Here is a 16,201-nt window from a genome sequence, read left to right as displayed (position 1 = left end):
GCGCCGTTCGTTCGAAGGGCTCGCTACGCGACGGACGCCTCCGCGGGGTCCACTCCGTCCCGCGAGCCAATTGGTGCACACTGGCCTGAATCCGCACCACGTCAGGGAGCGCACCGTGATCGCGTCCAACGGAGAGCGACCGTTCAGCCACCCCCACGTCGACCCGCTCGCCGGTCTGCGCACCCCCCAGGATCCGCCCTGGGACGTCTACCTCACCGGCACCGTCTTCCTCGACATCGTCTTCACCGGGCTCGACTCGGCCCCGGTGCGCGGGACGGAGTCCTGGGCCCGCGGCATGGGGTCGAGCCCCGGCGGGGTGGCGAACATGGCGACGGCACTGGCCCGCCTCGGCCTGAAGACCTCCCTCGCGGCGGCCTTCGGGGACGACCACTACGGCGAGTACTGCTGGGACGCCCTGGAGCAGGGTGAGGGCATCGACCTCTCCCCGTCGCGCACCGTCTCCGGCTGGCACTCGCCGGTCACCGTGTCGATGGCCTACGAGGGTGAGCGGACGATGGTCAGCCACGGGCACGAGCCGCCGCCGGTGGAGACCGCCCCGGAACACGCCCCCCGCGCGCGTGCCGCCGTCGCCTCCCTGGCGCCCGGCACGCGCGCGCAGTGGATCGCCGAGTCCGCCCGCGCCGGCACCCGGATCTTCGCGGACGTCGGCTGGGACGACACCGGCCGCTGGGACCTGGCGGGCCTCGCCGACCTGGAACACTGCGAGGCGTTCCTGCCGAACGCCGAGGAGGCGATGCGCTACACCGGCGCGCGCTGTCCGCGGGCCGCGGCGCACGCGCTGGCCGAGCACGTACCGCTGGCCGTCGTCACTCTCGGTTCCGAGGGCGCCTACGCCGTGGACGGCCGCACCGGCGAGACCGCAGCGGTTCCGGCCATCGACGTCGAGGCCCTCGACCCCACCGGTGCCGGGGACGTCTTCGTCGCCGGCTTCGTGATGGGCACCCTCGCCGACTGGCCGCTCGCCGACCGCCTCGCCTTCGCCGGCCTCACCGCCGCCCTGTCCGTCCAGGAGTTCGGCGGCTCCCTCTCCGCCCCCGGCTGGTCCGAGATCGCGGCCTGGTGGCGCCGTGTCCAGTCCGTCGACGACCAGGATCCGGCCGCCCTGCGCCGGTACGCCTTCCTGGAGGGCCTGCTGCCGGAGGTGACACGGCCGTGGCCGCTGCGGCGGGCGGTGCCGACGATCGGGTTCGGCCGGTCGGTGTGAACCGTGCCCGGGAGAAAAGGGCGAGGCCGCAGGGAGAGGTGACGAAAAGCCCTACGGCTCCGTCAGTGCGGAGACGTACCCTTGGAGGCGCAAGGCTGCCCCCGTGGCAAGCGTGCCGATCAAGGAGGAAAAGCAGGCCTACAGAGCCGGCCCATGACTCAGACACCCACAGCTCACAGCCCCGCTCAGGGGCAGGCGCGCGCGCACTTCACCGTCCCGGCCAAGCACCCCATGGTGACTGTTCTGGGTTCCGGAGACGCACTGCTGCGCGTGATCGAGAAGGCCTTCCCGGCGGCCGACATCCACGTCCGGGGCAACGAGATCAGTGCGGTCGGCGACGCCGGTGAAGTCGCTCTCGTCCAGCGCCTGTTCGACGAGATGATGCTGGTGCTCCGCACGGGGCAGCCCATGACGGAGGACGCAGTGGAACGCTCGATCGCCATGCTCAGGGCGAGCGAGAACGGGGAGGGCGACGGCGAGGAGACCCCCGCCGAAGTGCTCACGCAGAACATCCTGTCCTCGCGCGGCCGCACCATCCGACCCAAGACGCTCAACCAGAAGCGGTACGTCGACGCCATCGACAAGCACACCATCGTCTTCGGCATCGGCCCCGCCGGCACCGGCAAGACCTACCTCGCGATGGCGAAGGCCGTGCAGGCGCTCCAGTCCAAGCAGGTCAACCGCATCATCCTGACCCGCCCGGCGGTGGAGGCGGGCGAGCGCCTCGGCTTCCTGCCCGGCACGCTCTACGAGAAGATCGACCCGTACCTGCGCCCGCTGTACGACGCGCTGCACGACATGCTCGACCCGGACTCGATCCCACGGCTGATGGCGGCCGGGACGATCGAGGTCGCGCCCCTCGCATACATGCGTGGCCGTACCCTCAACGACGCCTTCATCATCCTGGACGAGGCCCAGAACACCAGCGCCGAGCAGATGAAGATGTTCCTCACCCGCCTCGGCTTCGAATCGAAGATCGTGATCACGGGTGACGTGACGCAGGTCGACCTGCCGAACGGGACGAAGTCGGGTCTGCGCCAGGTCCAGGACATCCTGGACGGCCTCGACGACGTGCACTTCTCGCGGCTCACGTCCCACGATGTCGTACGGCACAAGCTGGTCGGCCGTATCGTCGACGCGTACGAGAAGTACGACAGCGAGAACGGCACCGAGAACGGCTCCCACAAGGGCCGCGGCAACGCCGGACACAAGGGGAAGTAGACCAGCACCAGCATGTCGATCGACGTCAACAACGAATCCGGAACCGAGGTCGACGAGCAGGCGATCCTCGACATCGCCCGCTACGCGCTCGCACGGATGCGCATCCACCCGCTCTCCGAGCTCTCGGTGATCGTCGTGGACGCCGACGCCATGGAGCAGCTCCACATCCAGTGGATGGACCTGCCGGGTCCCACGGACGTCATGTCCTTCCCCATGGACGAGCTGCGCCCGCCGTCCAAGGACGACGACGAGCCGCCGCAGGGCCTGCTCGGTGACATCGTGCTGTGCCCGGAGGTCGCCGAGCGGCAGGGCAAGGACGCGCCGACGCAGCACTCCATGGACGAGGAGCTCCAGCTCCTCACCGTCCACGGAGTGCTGCACCTGCTCGGCTACGACCACGAGGAGCCCGACGAGAAGGCCGAGATGTTCGGTCTCCAGGCGGCCATCGTGGACGGCTGGCGCGCGGAGAAGGGCATGACGGGCCCCTCACCGGCCCCGACCGTGTCATGAGTCCTCAACTCGTTCTCGGCGCCGTCCTGCTGGTCGTCGTCGCCTGGCTCGCCGCCTGTGCGGAGGCGGGCCTGGCGCGCGTCTCCAGCTTCCGCGCGGAGGAGGCCGTACGCGGCGGCCGGCGGGGCAGCGCCAACCTCGCGCAGGTCGCCGCCGACCCGACCCGCTACCTCAACGTGGCCCTGCTCGTCCGCGTGGCCTGCGAGATGGCCGCCGCCGCGCTCGTCACGTACGCCTGCCTGCAGGAGTTCGACAAGACCTGGCAGGCACTCGGCGTCGCCATCGGGGTCATGGTCCTCGTCTCCTACGTCGCCGTCGGCGTCTCACCGCGCACCATCGGCCGCCAGCACCCGCTGAACACGGCGACCGTCGCCTCGTACGTCCTGCTGCCGCTCGCGCGGATCATGGGCCCGATCCCGTCCCTGCTCATCCTCATCGGCAACGCGCTGACACCCGGCAAGGGCTTCCGGCGCGGCCCCTTCGCCTCCGAGGCCGAGCTGCGCGCGCTCGTCGACCTCGCCGAGAAGGAGTCGTTGATCGAGGACGAGGAGCGCCGCATGGTGCACTCCGTCTTCGAACTCGGCGACACCCTCGTACGCGAGGTCATGGTGCCGCGCACCGACCTCGTCGTCATCGAGCGCTACAAGACCATCCGGCAGGCGCTCACCCTGGCCCTGCGCTCCGGCTTCTCGCGCATTCCCGTCACCGGGGAGAGCGAGGACGACATCGTCGGCGTCGTGTACCTGAAGGACCTGGCCCGCAAGACGCACATCAGCCGCGACGCCGAGTCCGAGCTCGTGTCGACGGCCATGCGGCCCGCCACCTTCGTGCCCGACACCAAGAACGCGGGCGACCTGCTGCGCGAGATGCAGCAGGAGCGCAATCACGTCGCCGTCGTCATCGACGAGTACGGCGGCACGGCGGGCATCGTCACCATCGAGGACATCCTGGAGGAGATCGTCGGCGAGATCACCGACGAGTACGACCGTGAACTGCCGCCGGTCCAGGAGCTCGGTGACGACCGCTACCGGGTGACCGCGCGCCTCGACATCGGCGACCTCGGCGAGCTGTACGGCTTCGAGGCGTACGACGACGAGGACGTGGAGACGGTCGGCGGATTGCTCGCCAAGGCGCTCGGCCGGGTCCCGATCGCCGGGGCCTCCTCGGTCGTCGAGCTGCCCGACGGGCGGGAGCTGCGGCTGACGGCGGAGGCCGCGGCCGGACGCCGGAACAAGATCGTCACCGTGCTCGTCGAACCGGCCGCCGGCGCGGAGCCCCGCGAGGAGGAGAAGCCGGAATGACCCCCCAGCAGCTGCGCGCGTTCTGCCTCTCCTTCAACGCGGCCGTCGAGGACTTCCCCTTCAACCCGGAGACCTCGGTCTTCAAGGTGCTGGGCAAGCTCTTCGCCCTGTCGAGCCTGGACGCGCGCCCGCTGACGGTGAACCTCAAGTGCGCCCCGGAGGACGCGATCCGGCTGCGCGGCGAGCACCCCGGGCTGATCATCCCCGGCTACCACATGAACAAGCGCCACTGGAACACGGTGACCGCCGACGGCGAACTCCCGGACCGCCTGGTCCGGGAGCTGGTCGAGGACTCGTACGACCTCGTCGTCGCCGGTCTACCGAAGGCCGAGCGCCTCCGGCTCGACCGCCCCTGAGCCGCCGCGGCGCAGTCCCGCCGCGACCAGGGCCGCCGCCGCGAGGACGACGACCGCGTCCAGCGCGAGGACCGTGTGCACCCCGGCCAGCAGGTCCGACGAGGTGGTGGCGAGGACGCCGAGGAGCGGGATACCGATGGTGATCCCGACCTGCTGGGTGGAGGTCACCAGCCCGGTGGCGAGCCCCTGTTCCTCGTCGGGCACACCCGAGGTGACGGTCAGACCGTACGAGATGATCGCGCCGAGGTGGCACATGCTCGCCAGCGCGACCGCGGCGGTGGCCGGCCAGACGGACCAGGGGTGCGCGTTCAGCGGCACCAGCGAACCCACGAACAGGCCCTGGCCGGCCAGCGAACCGACCAGTGTGCGGCGGGCTCCGAAGCGGCCGACGACCTTCGGGGCGTACACCCCGGCGACGGCCGACAGGACGCCCTGCACCCCGAAGACCAGGCCGGTCTCGAAGGCGGAGAGCCCGAGGGTCTCCTGCAGGTACAGCGTCAGCACGAAGACCACCGTCGACATCATCGAGAAGGTGACCAGACCGCCCAGGTTGCCCCACGCGACCGTGGAGCGGCGCAGCATGGGCAGGCTGACCAGGGGCGCGGCGGCGCGGGACTCCACGTACCCGAACGTGGCGAGCAGCAGGACGCCCACGACCAGGGTCGCGATCACGTCCGTGCCGCCGAAGCCGCGGTCCGCCGCCGTCGACAGGGCGTAGATCAGGGCCAGCAGGCCGCCGGTGACGGTGACCGCGCCGGGAACGTCCAGACGCGAGCGGCCCGGGGCGGGGGAGGCTGCCCCGGTCCTGGGGTCCCGGGGGCGGGAGGGGGGAAGCACGCGGGGCGCCAGCGGCAGCACGACCAGCGCGAACACCGACAGCAGGCCCATGGTGGAGCGCCAGCTCAGTACGTCGGTCAGGACACCGCCGGCCACCATGCCGACCGTGAAGCCGAGCGAGAGGAGCGTGCCGGAGATGCCGAGGGCCCGATCGCGCGCCGGGCCCTCCGGGAACGTCGTCGTCAGCAGGGACATGCCCGTCGGTACGATCGCCGCCGCGCCGAGGCCCTGCAGGGCCCGCCCCGCCAGGAACGACGCCGGGTCCCACGCGAAGGTGGCCAGGAGCGAGGCGGTACCGAAGAGGGCGAGCCCGGTCAGGAAGAGCCGGCGGCGCCCGTACAGGTCGCCGATGCGGCCGAACAGGAGAAGGAAGCCGCCGGAGGGCAGCGCGAAGGCGGTGACCGCCCACTGCAGCGCGGACCGGCTCATGCCCAGGTCCGTGCCGAGGACGGGCAGGGCCACGTTCAGTACGGAGAAGTCGAGCGCGACCATGAACTGAGCCGCGCACAGCACGAAGAGAACGAGTCTGTCGCGGGCCGACAGCCGGGCGCCGGCGGGGCGCCGGGGGCCGCGCGCGGGACGGGCGGGATCGGGGGTGGTGCCGGTCGTGGACCGAGTCGTGGGGTCGGATGTCGTGGTCTTGGTGGCCATGACAGGAGCTTGCGGCCGTCGGAATATCCGTGGGGAGCGGGAACTTATGCTGGTGGTCGCACCACCAGTCACCACGAGGGGGATTCGCACGTGACGGAGGACGCGCTCAGGACCCACCGACGGCGGGACCTGCGGGAGTTCCTGATGAGCCGTCGGGCACGGGTGTCACCGACGCAGGCCGGACTGCCCGACGGAGGAGCCCGCCGCCGTACTCCGGGGCTGCGCCGCGAGGAGGTCGCGGTCCTCGCGGGCGTCGGCGCGTCCTGGTACCAGTGGCTGGAGCAGGGGCGGGACATCTCCGTCTCGCCGCAGGTCCTCGACGCGGTCGCCCGGGTACTGCGGCTCAGCAACGCCGAGCGACGGCACCTCTACGTGCTCGCCGGGCTCAACCCGCCCGCCCCCGAAGTCGCGCCCGACGACCGGGACATGTGCGAGGGGCTGCGGCGGCTGATCGACACGTGGATGCCGTACCCGGCGCACATCATGGACCTGTACTACAACTGCGTCCTGTACAACGACGCCGCCGGGATGGTCCTCGGGATGCGCCCCGAGAACGTGCAGAACTGCGTCGTCGACTTCTTCACGGACACCCTGTACCGGGGACGGTCGCGGACCTGGGAGCGGAACGCCCGCACGGTCGTCGCCCAGTTCCGGGCGTCCTGTGCCGCCGCGCCCGACGACGAGGGGTTTCAGGAGCTGCTGGCCCGGCTGAAGGCGGCCGGCCCGGAGTTCACGGAACTCTGGGAGCGGCGGGACATCGAGGACGCGGGGCAGATCCGCAAGGAACTCGACCATCCGCTCGTCGGACTGCTCGCGGTCGAGTCCACCGCGATGAAGGTGCCGGCCCGGCCCGACCTCACGATCGTGCTGCACACGCCGCTGCCGGAGGCGAACACCGCGGCGAAGCTGGAGTGGCTGGCCTCGCCGGAGGGACGGCGGGGGTCGATGTACCCGGTGGCCGGGTAGGAGAGGACCGCCGCGCGGGGCCCGGGCGGCGCTTCGTATGCTCGGTGCATGACCGACAGCAGCGCGCTCGACCCCGAGGACCGCAAGATCGTCACCCTGGCCCGCTCCGTGCGGGCCCGGAGCGGGGTGCCCGAGGGGGCGGCCGTCCGGGACGAGACGGGCCGTACCTATGTCGCCGGCACCGTGGACCTGCCCTCGCTGCGGCTGAGCGCCCTGCGGACCGCGGTGGCGATGGCGGTGGCGTCCGGAGCGACGTCCCTGGAGGCGGCGGCGGTGGTCTCCGGGGCGGAGGCCGTTCCGGAGGAGGACCGGGCGGCCGTCCGTGACCTCGGCGGGGCGGACACGCCGGTGTTGCTGGCGGGACCGGACGGGGTGGTACGTGTGACGGTGACGGCGGGCTGACTCCGTCGGTTGCCCGGTGTCCCCTTCGTCCGGGGCCGCGCCCCGACCCCGGAAGCTTCTTCGGGTGCGGGGCGGTGGGGCTGGTCGCGCGGTTCCCCGCGCCCCTTCACGTGTCTCCGGCCGTCCGGCGTTGCAGGCCGGGCCTGTTGAGGCCGTCCGCCGTTGCGGGCGGGGCCTGTTGAGGCCGCACGGCGCGTGGGGTTCCGCGCCCCCGGAAGAAGTGGAGGCGCGGTTCCGGGAGGGTCAGAAGCCCAGTTTGCGGAGCTGGCGGGGGTCTCGCTGCCAGTCCTTGGCGACCTTCACATGGAGGTCGAGGAACACCGGTGTGCCCAGCAGCGCCTCGATCTGCTTGCGGGACTTGATCCCGACCTCCTTCAGGCGCTTGCCCTTGGGGCCGATGATGATGCCCTTCTGGCTGGGACGCTCGATGTAGACGAAGGCGTGGATGTCGAGGAGCGGTCTGTCGGCGGGCCGGTCCTCGCGCGGGAGCATCTCCTCGACGACGACGGCGATGGAGTGCGGCAGCTCGTCCCGCACGCCTTCCAGTGCCGCCTCACGGATCAGCTCCGCGACCATGACCTGCTCGGGCTCGTCGGTCAGATCGCCCTCGGGGTACAGCGCGGGCCCCTCGGGCAGGAGCGGGACGATCAGGTCGGCCAGCAGGTTCACCTGCTGGTCGGCGACCGCCGACACCGGCACGATCTCCGCCCACTCGAATCCCAGCTCCTGACCGAGCTGGTCGATCGCGATGAGCTGCTCGGCGAGCGTCTTGCTGTCCACGAGGTCGGTCTTCGTGACGATCGCGATCTTCGGCGTCTTCTTGATCGACGCCAGTTCCTTCGCGATGAAACGATCCCCCGGGCCGAGCTTCTCGTTCGCCGGCAGGCAGAAGCCGATGACGTCCACTTCGGCCCACGTCGTGCGCACGACGTCGTTGAGACGCTCACCCAACAGGGTGCGCGGCTTGTGCAGACCGGGGGTGTCGACCAGGATCAGCTGGGCGTCGGGGCGGTGCACGATGCCCCGTACCGTGTGCCGCGTGGTCTGCGGCTGGTTCGCGGTGATCGCCACCTTCTGGCCGACCAGAGCATTCGTGAGAGTGGACTTGCCCGCGTTGGGGCGGCCCACGAAACAGGCGAAACCGGCGCGATGGGTGGCCTCGGACGGCTCGGATGACTGACTACGAACGCTCATGGCGCCCATTCTCCCTGATCCACGGGCACCTGCCGCACGCCGTGCGCCCCCGGCGCCCGCGGCGGGGTTCCGCAAGCCCCCGCCCACCACGAACCGCCCCTCCCGCACGCCTCGGCAGGGGCGTCGGCCGCCGGGCGGACGAGGTGCGCGAACACACCGGCCGCCGCCCCACGGCACACGCCGGAACCGCTTACGATCACGGGGTCCCGGGCCACCGGGCCCCGGTCCCGTCGTCCCTCCCCACCGCGCAGAAGGCCAGGACCCAGGCATGAAGCTCATCACCGCGATCGTCAAGCCCTATCGCCTCGACGAGGTCAAGACCGCTCTGCAGGAACTCGGTGTCCACGGTCTGACCGTGACGGAGGCCAGCGGGTACGGGCGCCAGCACGGGCACACCGAGGTGTACCGGGGCGCCGAGTACCAGGTCGACCTCGTCCCCAAGGTCCGGGTCGAGGTCGTCGTCGAGGACGCCGACGCCGGCCCGGCCGTCGACGCGATCGTCAAGGCCGCGCGGACGGGGAAGATCGGCGACGGGAAGGTGTGGACGGTTCCGGTCGAGACGGTGGTGCGGGTACGGACGGACGAGCGCGGCCCCGACGCCCTCTGAGCGGCCACGGCCGGGCACGGCCCCACGCCGCCCCGGGCGTCCACGGCCACCCCCGCCCGCCACGCGCCCTGACCACCACGACCGCGCCGCCGAGTGCCGCCGCCAGTACCAGGGCCAGGACCAGCCACGGCAGGGCGAGGAAGGACGTGCTCGCCGACTGCCGGGTGCCCTGCGCGCTCGCGGTCAGGGTCACGTCGCCCCAGTCGAGCTGGGGCGCCCCGCGCCACGGCTCGCTCAGCCGTACCCGCTGTCCGGGCAGCAGCTCGGCGGGGATCCTGGTCAGGCCCCGGGACAACAGCGTCCGGCCGAAGAGCCCCTCCGCCTTCAGCCGCACCCTCGGGTCCAGCGTCACGTTGCCCGTGTTGTGGAGGGTGTAGGAGATGGTGGCGGTGCTGGTGCCCGTGCCGGGGACCAGCGGCTGGCGGTGGCTGACGTGGACCTTCTCGACGGCGAGGGCGGGGACCGTCGGGCCGCCGACCCGGAGGTAGATCCGGGCGCCGACCGCCCGCTGGATCCCCATCGCGACGGCTCCGGCGCCCGGATCGATCCGCTCGTCGAGCGCGACGAGCGCGCCGGCGTGGTCGCCGGGCTCGGCCCGCTCGGGGACCCGGAGCGTGAACGGCACGGTGACCGAGCCGTGCGCGGGAACCGTCACCCGGGAGCGGGCCGGCCGCGCCCACGCGCCCACCTCCCGCTGCCGCTCCTTCGCCGTGCGCACCGCGAAGCCCCCGTCGCGCACGGTGTTGTACGCGTCGGCGGCGTAGAGCCGGAAGGCCAGCGGGGCGCCGGTCTTGTTGGTGACGGTGACCTTGTCCCTGACCGTGGTGCCGGGGTCGGCGGAGAGGGTGAAGTACGGCCGTGCGGAGAGCTCGGTCGCGAACGGGTAGACGGACCAGCTGCCGTTGTCGGCGGCGTACGCGCGGGACGCGGCCGGCGCGAGCAGGGCGAGCGGGGCGAGCAGGAAGGACAGGAGGACGGACAGCGGGAGGGCGTACGGCTTGCGCATGGGTGCGGACCCCCACGGACGAGGTGGACGGGCGGGTGCGCGCCCGGCCACCGGGGTGCGAACGGAACGGTCAGGTGAGCGTCAGGGTGAGCACGCCGGAGTACGAACCCGGTGGGGTGAACGCGGGCACGTTCAGCGACAGCCCCGCGTCGACGGTGAACTCACCGCCGGCCAGGCCCCCGTTGGGAGTGGACGCCAGCGTCGCTCCCGAGGTCCCCACCGTGCCGGACGACCCGGCCTGACAGGTGCTCGGGCTGCCCGCCTTGGTGGCGCAGGCGGGGCTCCAGCTCAGCCGGCCGGCGTCGATCTTGGCGCCGGGACCGGTGAAGTCGGTGACCTTGCCGGTCAGGGACCAGCCCGCGGGTCCGCCGCGGAAGTCCTTGACGGTCACCGTGCGCAGGGCTCCGTCCGAGGCCCCGCCCTGGCCGAAGTCGACCGCCGACAGCTGGACGGCGTCCCCGGCCTGTGACATCGACAGGGTCCCCGCCTTCACCGTGGTGGTGAGTTTCTGGGCGTTGCCGGGGACGGGCGTGTCGTCGACGACGACGTACGCCGCAGGCCCCGCGCCCTTGGCGTCGCTCCAGCTCGCCCCCTCGTACGCCACCACACCGGTCGTCGTCCTGTCGTTGACGGCCAGCGTGCCGCTGAACGCGCCCTGGGCGTCGGCGGTGGCGGTGGCGGTGTCGGCGGTCTGGGTGGTGCCGGACCGTCCGGCGAGGGTCACGGTGGCGCCCGGGGTGAAGTGGCTGCCGGTGACGGTCACGCTGTCACCGGGCTTCCCGGAGGCCGTGCCGAGCGTGAGGGCACGGGTGTTGGTCTGGCTCCCGTCCGTCGCGGTGACCGTGTCGGAGACCGGGGCGGGCGGGTTGGTGACCGTGCACGGGGTGTCGAGTTCCAGGATGTAGCTGGTGTGGATGTTGTAGTCGCCGGGCGAGAGCGTGATGGCGCCCGGCGCGGTGACCGTGAAGGTGCCGGTCATGCTGAACGACGGGAAGGGGGCGTTGCCCGCGACCGGGTCGTTCTTCTTGGGGCCCGCGACGGTGATGGAGCCCGTCTGGGCCCCGCCGAGGGTGACCTTGCCGGTGGGCGTCATGATGTCGGCCGGCAGGTTGATGGCGGTGGGGTTGCTCGCGGCGGGCGTGACCACCTTGTACGTCACGGTGACGGTGTCGCCGACCTTGGGCGTGGCGTTGTCCACCGAGACGACCGCGGTGGTGGTGCCGTCGATCGGGGGGATGCCCGCGATCGCCGGCGGGATGCAGTGCGTGGCGAAGTCCACGTTCTGGGATTCCGTGGACACGGCTCCGGCCGGGGTGGCCAGCGCCCCGCCCGCGGTGACCGCCAGCGCGGTCGCCCCGAGCAGCGCCGCCCAGCGGCGTCTTCGGGTTGTCGAACCCGTGGTTCCCATGGTTGTTGCCCCCTCCTGAGGGATGCGGGCGCAGCGGCTCGTCCGCGCCGACAGGGGGCCATTGACGTGCGGGTCGTGAGAGAAGTCAATGGAACGCAGGACCATCGACTGATGGGCCATCAGATCGTGTCAACATCACCGGCCCGGTGGGTTCGTGGGCCGGCCGGGCGTGTGGCCGGGCGTGCGGACCGGTGCCGCCGAGCGCGGGCGACACCGGTCCTCACCTGCGCGGGGTGGGGATCAGTCGAAGACGAACGGGCCCGGTGACTGCGGCGCGTCCGCGGTGCACGAGATGGTGATGCCGAAGACCACCATCCGCAGGGAGCCGCCGTACGCGTCCAGGCTGTCCCCGGAGGCGACGGTGCCGTCGAGCGGACCCACGGAGACACCGTCGCCGGCCGCGATGGCGGGGTTCTTCGTGCCGGTGAACGCGGTGGTGCCGCCACCGGCCTTCGCCAGCGTCAGCGTGGAGGCGATCGAGTCCTGCGCCAGGGGGAGCGGGGAGGTGATCGAGGTGGAGCTGAGGGTCATCGTCGCGGCCGTGCCGTTCTGGGTGGCCGTGAGGGTGGCCGCACCGCCGCCGCCGAGTGTGCAGGTGGCGCTGATGGTCGCGGTCAGCGGGCTGACGGCCGCGGCGGTCGGCGCGAAGGCCAGACCGGTCGCGGCGAGGGCGCCGGCGGCCAGCGCCGCGGCGGTTCCCAGTTGCTTGCGTCTCATCGGGTTCCCTTCCCTTGTACGGGAATTGCCATGTGGGGATGGAGGGACGGCACCGGTGTGTCTCCGGTACCGGGCACACGGACGCGTCACCGGGGCTCCGGTGCGGGTGCGGAGAGACGTGTACGCGGGGACCGTCCGCGAGCGGGGTGCGGGACACCGCACGGCGTATCTGACGGTCCGTCGGAACTTACGGTTCCATTGATGCGCGAGCGGCGTGGGATGGCAAGGGACACCCGGGGGATTCCTCGGAGGCGCGGCGAAAGTGGCCGAAGTCCGTCCCTCCGTGGAGCGCGGTCGGGGGCGGGACCTCCCCGCTCACTCCACGGGTTCCGCGATCAGGGCCGTGGCCACGCGCCGGAAGCCCAGGCGGGCGTACATACGGGCCACGTCGTCGTCCCCGGCCGAGAGGAACACGGTGTCGATACCCCGCTCGCGCGCGTCGGCCACCAGCGCGGCGGTGACACCCGAGGCCAGGCCGCGGCGGCGTGCGGCGGGCAGGGTGCCGACGCCCACGATCTCGCTCACGCGGCCGACGGGGAGGTGCATCCCGGAGCAGAGCGCGACGCCGTCCCCGACCGCCGCGGCAAGGACGCTGCGGCCGGCCCGGATACGGTCCGCGGCGGCGGAAACCTCCCCGGCGCGGGCCGTGATCCCGGCGGCCAGTGCCTCGGCCCCGGTCTCGCCCACCGCGGTGCCGGGCGCCGCGAAGGCGAGGTGCGGCACCGCCAACGCGCCCGCGATGAGGGGGTCTTCGGGTCCCAGGACACGGACCAGGGGATGCGGGCCGGGCAGCGGAGCGTCCCGGTCGCGGATCATCAGGGGGTGCGCGTGCACCCGTAGCCCACTCGCCTCGACGGCCTCCCGCAGGCCCGGCGTCACCTCCGCCACCCACTCGACGGCCTCGGGCACCGCCAGCTCCCGCTGCCGCGCCCGCACCCGGTCCACGTCCGCGACGGTGGCCGCCGGACCCGTCCATTCCAGCGTGGGGCGCGCGTAGTACGGCCAGCCGGCCGTCTCCCGCACGAAGAGGGTCAGTGGCCCGAAGTCCTCGGTCCGCGCGGCGGCGCGCGGTACCGCGTCGTAGTAGCGCTCCAGCCGGTCCAGCGGTGTGTGCACAGGGGGCATGACGTCATCCAAGACGAACGGTCCCGTCCGGGCACCCGAATTCAGTCGACGCCCCTGATCCGCCGCACCAGCACCGCCCCCGCGAGTCCGATCACGGCCGCCACCAGGTACAGCACCCGGTAGCCGCCCAGGTAGGTCACGATCGGGGCCGCCAGCGCCGGGGCGGCCACCTGGGGCAGGGCGTTGGCGACGTTGATGACGCCGAGGTCCTTGCCGCGGTCCAGGGCCGTCGGCAGCACGTCCGTCATCAGGGCGAAGTCGACCGAGGTGAAGACGCCGAAGCCGACGCCCAGCACCGCCGCCGCGAGGATCGCGCCCGGCCAGGTCTGCCAGCCGGACAGGACCCCCGTGGCGAGGGCCATGAGCACACCCGACCAGATCACGAACGGCTTGCGGCGGCCCACCCGGTCGGACCACACCCCGCCGACCACGACCGTGGCGAGCAGCGTGACACCGTTGACCGCCGTCAGGATCAGCACACCGTTCTCGGGATCGCCGTAGTGCAGCCGGTCACGCAGGTAGTACAGCAGGTAGAGGAGGACGAGCGCGTTGCTGAGATTGATCAGGAAGCGGGTCAGCCAGGCCCAGGCCAGGTCCGGATGGTCGCGGGGGCGCAGCCGGAAGGAGGCGGCGAAGGAGCGCCACGACCAGGGCGGCCGATGTGCGGGGGACAGCCGCAGGTCCGGGAAGCGCAGCACGTACGGCAGTACGCCCACCAGCGTGAACACCGCGCAGGCCGCGTAGCCGCCGCCCACGCCCCCGGCCACGGTCGCCAGGCCCGTCCCGCCGACCACGCCCAGGATCTGCGCCGCGCCCAGCCAGCCGCCCACCGAGCCCCGCTGGAGCCGGGGCACCCGGTCGGGGACGGCCGCGGTGACCGCGGCGAAGGCGGCGTTCAGGGTCAGCTGGACCAGGCACCAGCCCAGCGCCATCGTCCAGATTCCGTCCGCCCCCGCCAGGAGCAGCAGCGAGAGGGCGCCGCCCGCGGACCCGGCCACGATCCACGGTGTACGGCGGCCCCGGCGGGCCGTGGTCCGGTCGGAGAGCGCGCCGAAGACAGGGTTGGCGACCAGCGACACGACCGCGCCCGCGCCGGTCACCCACGCCAGCATCGTCTCCTTGGACAGGTCGGCGCCGGGCGCGAAGTCCTCCGCCTGGGAGGCGAGGAGGATCTGCAGCGGGCCGTACCAGCCCACCCAGATCGCCCCGTTGGCGAGCGAGAGCGCCGATGTCCAGCCCCGGCCGACCCGTTCGACGGGCTCGGCGAGGGCGCTCAGGGGCGTCGCGGCCGGGTCCGCCGCCGTCATCCCCGCGCCCGCAGGGCGTCCCGCAGCCAGGTGTACGACGCCTTGGGGGTGCGCTTCAGCGTGTCGTAGTCGACGTGCACGAGACCGAAGCGGCGCGCGTACCCCTCCGCCCACTCGAAGTTGTCCAGCAGCGACCACACGAAGTAGCCGCGGACGTCCACGCCCCGCTCCGACGCCCGGTGCAGGGCCCGGACATGACCGTCGAGGAACGCGATCCGTTCCTGGTCGTCGATGCCCTCGTAAGAGCAGCCGTTCTCGGTGATGACCACCGGCGGGAGCCGGTCGCCGTAGCGCTCCTGGAAGCCCACCAGCAGTTCGGTCAGCGCCTCGGGGACCACCGGCCAGCCGAAGTCCGTGACCGGGTACCCCTCCAGTTCCCTTACGGAGAAGGGGAGTTCGGCGGGCAGGGTCAGTCCGCCGAACTCGATCTCCGTGCCCTGCGGGGCTCCCACGCCGGTCGGCTGGTAGTAGTTGATCCCGTACCAGTCCAGCGGCTCCGCGATCACCTTCAGGTCCGCCTCGACGCCTTCGGGGTGTCCCGGCATCAGCTCGCCGATGCCCTCGGGGTACCGGCCCAGCAGCAGGGGGTCCGCGAACAGCCGGTTGAGCAGGAGGTCGTAGAAGTCCGCGGCCGCCACGTCCTCGGGGCGCCCGGACGCCGCCCAGGTCGGCCCGTGCGAGTTGGCGATCCCGATGTCGGCGACCCCGGCCGCACGCAGCGCCCGTACCGCCAGGCCGTGTGCGAGGAGTTGGTGGTGGGCCACCGGCAGTGCGTCGAAGAGCAGCCGCCTGCCCGGGGCGTGCGCCCCGAGCGCGTGGCCCAGCAGGGTGTGCTCGGCGGGCTCGTTCAGGGTGATCCACTTCTGTACGCGGTCACCGAGCCGGGCGGCGACGACACCGGCGTACTCGGCGAAGCGCTCCGCCGTGTCCCGGTTCAGCCAGTCCAGCTCCAGCGGCAGGTCCCAGTGGAAGAGGGTCGGGACGGGGCGCACCCCGGCGGCGCACAGCGCGTCGACGAGCCGGTCGTAGAAGTCGAGGCCGCCGGGGGAGTTCACCCGGGGCCAGGAGACCGAGAAGCGGTACGCGTCCACGCCCAGGTCGGCGAGGAGCGCCACGTCCTCGGGGTAGCGGTGGTAGTGGTCGCAGGCCACCGCCGCGGTCGAGCCGTCCTTGACGCGGCCGGGCTCGGCGGTGAAGGCGTCCCACACCGAGGGGTCGCGCTCCTGGACGGCGCCCTCGATCTGGTGGGCCGAGGTGGACACGCCCCAGAGGAAGCCGGGCGGGAACTGCGGTAGAGGGTTCGTCGCCATGCGCGCGATCATCCTTACCGACAGTAAAGGAAGTCAACGGGCGGGCGTGAACTACGAG

The 16,201-nt window shown here is 72.3% G+C and carries 16 protein-coding genes; 8 read left to right on the top strand and 8 right to left on the bottom strand.

The features are described from left to right. Positions 1–115: 115 nt before the first annotated feature. From OHB41_RS17150 to OHB41_RS17130, 5 genes are all read left to right on the top strand, one after another. Positions 116–1,225: a carbohydrate kinase family protein gene (locus tag OHB41_RS17150; RefSeq protein WP_266699078.1), complete on the top strand. Its 1,110-nt coding sequence runs from the start codon at positions 116–118 to the stop codon at positions 1,223–1,225. 153 nt (positions 1,226–1,378) lie between these two features. Next, positions 1,379–2,446 (top strand): PhoH family protein, encoded by a 1,068-nt coding sequence (locus OHB41_RS17145; RefSeq protein ID WP_266699077.1) that lies wholly within the window; start codon positions 1,379–1,381, stop codon positions 2,444–2,446. A gap of 12 nt (positions 2,447–2,458) precedes the next feature. Next, on the top strand, positions 2,459–2,956 hold the full coding sequence (gene ybeY, locus OHB41_RS17140) for an rRNA maturation RNase YbeY (protein WP_148013894.1): 498 nt from the start codon (positions 2,459–2,461) through the stop codon (positions 2,954–2,956). Next, on the top strand, positions 2,953–4,257 hold the full coding sequence (locus OHB41_RS17135; protein ID WP_266699075.1) for a hemolysin family protein: 1,305 nt from the start codon (positions 2,953–2,955) through the stop codon (positions 4,255–4,257). The genes ybeY and OHB41_RS17135 overlap by 4 nt, the downstream gene beginning before the upstream one ends. Further along, on the top strand, positions 4,254–4,613 hold the full coding sequence (locus OHB41_RS17130; RefSeq protein ID WP_266699073.1) for an MmcQ/YjbR family DNA-binding protein: 360 nt from the start codon (positions 4,254–4,256) through the stop codon (positions 4,611–4,613). The genes OHB41_RS17135 and OHB41_RS17130 overlap by 4 nt, the downstream gene beginning before the upstream one ends. On the opposite strand, the gene OHB41_RS17125 is transcribed toward OHB41_RS17130, so the two are convergent. Next, positions 4,575–6,101 carry an MFS transporter gene (locus tag OHB41_RS17125; protein WP_266699072.1) on the bottom strand — a complete coding sequence of 509 codons (1,527 nt, stop codon included), beginning with the start codon at positions 6,099–6,101 and terminating at the stop codon, positions 4,575–4,577. The two genes, OHB41_RS17130 and OHB41_RS17125, sit on opposite strands and share 39 nt — an antisense overlap. A gap of 144 nt (positions 6,102–6,245) precedes the next feature. On the opposite strand from OHB41_RS17125, the gene OHB41_RS17120 reads away from it, so the two are divergent. Together OHB41_RS17120 and OHB41_RS17115 are read left to right on the top strand one after the other, a co-directional pair. Beyond that, positions 6,246–7,067 (top strand): helix-turn-helix domain-containing protein, encoded by an 822-nt coding sequence (locus OHB41_RS17120; protein ID WP_526025046.1) that lies wholly within the window; start codon positions 6,246–6,248, stop codon positions 7,065–7,067. Between the two features lie 48 nt (positions 7,068–7,115). Continuing rightward, entirely contained in the window at positions 7,116–7,469 is a 354-nt protein-coding gene (locus OHB41_RS17115) for a cytidine deaminase (RefSeq protein ID WP_266699069.1), read from the top strand. Between the two features lie 243 nt (positions 7,470–7,712). Here the strand turns inward: OHB41_RS17115 and era are convergent, their stop codons facing one another. Continuing rightward, entirely contained in the window at positions 7,713–8,672 is a 960-nt protein-coding gene (era, locus tag OHB41_RS17110; RefSeq protein WP_266699068.1) for a GTPase Era, read from the bottom strand. A gap of 259 nt (positions 8,673–8,931) precedes the next feature. Here era and OHB41_RS17100 point away from each other — a divergent pair, with 259 nt between their 5' ends. After that, the gene (locus OHB41_RS17100) at positions 8,932–9,270 is read left to right on the top strand and encodes a P-II family nitrogen regulator (protein WP_266699067.1); all 339 of its coding nucleotides are present in this window, start codon (positions 8,932–8,934) and stop codon (positions 9,268–9,270) included. Here the strand turns inward: OHB41_RS17100 and OHB41_RS17095 are convergent. The 6 genes from OHB41_RS17095 to OHB41_RS17070 form a co-directional block, all read right to left on the bottom strand. After that, positions 9,164–10,276: a WxL protein peptidoglycan domain-containing protein gene (locus OHB41_RS17095; protein ID WP_266699066.1), complete on the bottom strand. Its 1,113-nt coding sequence runs from the start codon at positions 10,274–10,276 to the stop codon at positions 9,164–9,166. The genes OHB41_RS17100 and OHB41_RS17095 overlap by 107 nt on opposite strands. A gap of 70 nt (positions 10,277–10,346) precedes the next feature. Further along, positions 10,347–11,684: a beta-xylosidase gene (locus OHB41_RS17090; protein ID WP_266699064.1), complete on the bottom strand. Its 1,338-nt coding sequence runs from the start codon at positions 11,682–11,684 to the stop codon at positions 10,347–10,349. Positions 11,685–11,924: 240 nt separating this feature from the next. Beyond that, the gene (locus OHB41_RS17085; RefSeq protein ID WP_266699063.1) at positions 11,925–12,401 is read right to left on the bottom strand and encodes a hypothetical protein; all 477 of its coding nucleotides are present in this window, start codon (positions 12,399–12,401) and stop codon (positions 11,925–11,927) included. 315 nt (positions 12,402–12,716) lie between these two features. Further along, positions 12,717–13,526: a GNAT family N-acetyltransferase gene (locus OHB41_RS17080; protein ID WP_266699062.1), complete on the bottom strand. Its 810-nt coding sequence runs from the start codon at positions 13,524–13,526 to the stop codon at positions 12,717–12,719. 41 nt (positions 13,527–13,567) lie between these two features. Continuing rightward, positions 13,568–14,833, bottom strand: coding sequence for an MFS transporter (locus OHB41_RS17075; RefSeq protein WP_266699061.1), 1,266 nt, complete (start codon positions 14,831–14,833; stop codon positions 13,568–13,570). Continuing rightward, positions 14,830–16,155, bottom strand: coding sequence for a GH1 family beta-glucosidase (locus OHB41_RS17070; protein ID WP_526024925.1), 1,326 nt, complete (start codon positions 16,153–16,155; stop codon positions 14,830–14,832). The genes OHB41_RS17075 and OHB41_RS17070 overlap by 4 nt, the downstream gene beginning before the upstream one ends. Positions 16,156–16,201: the final 46 nt, after the last annotated feature.

The organism is Streptomyces sp. NBC_01571 (assembly GCF_026339875.1).
GTDB lineage: Bacteria > Actinomycetota > Actinomycetes > Streptomycetales > Streptomycetaceae > Streptomyces.
Note: the sequence above shows the minus strand (reverse complement) of the source record. Positions and strands in the feature narration are given on the sequence as shown.

Coding starts and splice junctions, on each gene's coding strand:
- OHB41_RS17135 (WP_266699075.1), top strand. CDS start 2,953: ATGAGTCCTCAACTCGTTCTCGGCGCCGTCCTGCTGGTCGTCGTCGCC.
- OHB41_RS17115 (WP_266699069.1), top strand. CDS start 7,116: ATGACCGACAGCAGCGCGCTCGACCCCGAGGACCGCAAGATCGTCACC.
- ybeY (WP_148013894.1), top strand. CDS start 2,459: ATGTCGATCGACGTCAACAACGAATCCGGAACCGAGGTCGACGAGCAG.
- OHB41_RS17095 (WP_266699066.1), bottom strand. CDS start 10,276: ATGCGCAAGCCGTACGCCCTCCCGCTGTCCGTCCTCCTGTCCTTCCTG.
- OHB41_RS17145 (WP_266699077.1), top strand. CDS start 1,379: ATGACTCAGACACCCACAGCTCACAGCCCCGCTCAGGGGCAGGCGCGC.
- OHB41_RS17075 (WP_266699061.1), bottom strand. CDS start 14,833: ATGACGGCGGCGGACCCGGCCGCGACGCCCCTGAGCGCCCTCGCCGAG.
- OHB41_RS17120 (WP_526025046.1), top strand. CDS start 6,246: ATGAGCCGTCGGGCACGGGTGTCACCGACGCAGGCCGGACTGCCCGAC.
- OHB41_RS17085 (WP_266699063.1), bottom strand. CDS start 12,401: ATGAGACGCAAGCAACTGGGAACCGCCGCGGCGCTGGCCGCCGGCGCC.
- OHB41_RS17090 (WP_266699064.1), bottom strand. CDS start 11,684: ATGGGAACCACGGGTTCGACAACCCGAAGACGCCGCTGGGCGGCGCTG.
- OHB41_RS17125 (WP_266699072.1), bottom strand. CDS start 6,101: ATGGCCACCAAGACCACGACATCCGACCCCACGACTCGGTCCACGACC.
- OHB41_RS17070 (WP_526024925.1), bottom strand. CDS start 16,155: ATGATCGCGCGCATGGCGACGAACCCTCTACCGCAGTTCCCGCCCGGC.
- era (WP_266699068.1), bottom strand. CDS start 8,672: ATGGGCGCCATGAGCGTTCGTAGTCAGTCATCCGAGCCGTCCGAGGCC.
- OHB41_RS17130 (WP_266699073.1), top strand. CDS start 4,254: ATGACCCCCCAGCAGCTGCGCGCGTTCTGCCTCTCCTTCAACGCGGCC.
- OHB41_RS17100 (WP_266699067.1), top strand. CDS start 8,932: ATGAAGCTCATCACCGCGATCGTCAAGCCCTATCGCCTCGACGAGGTC.
- OHB41_RS17080 (WP_266699062.1), bottom strand. CDS start 13,526: ATGCCCCCTGTGCACACACCGCTGGACCGGCTGGAGCGCTACTACGAC.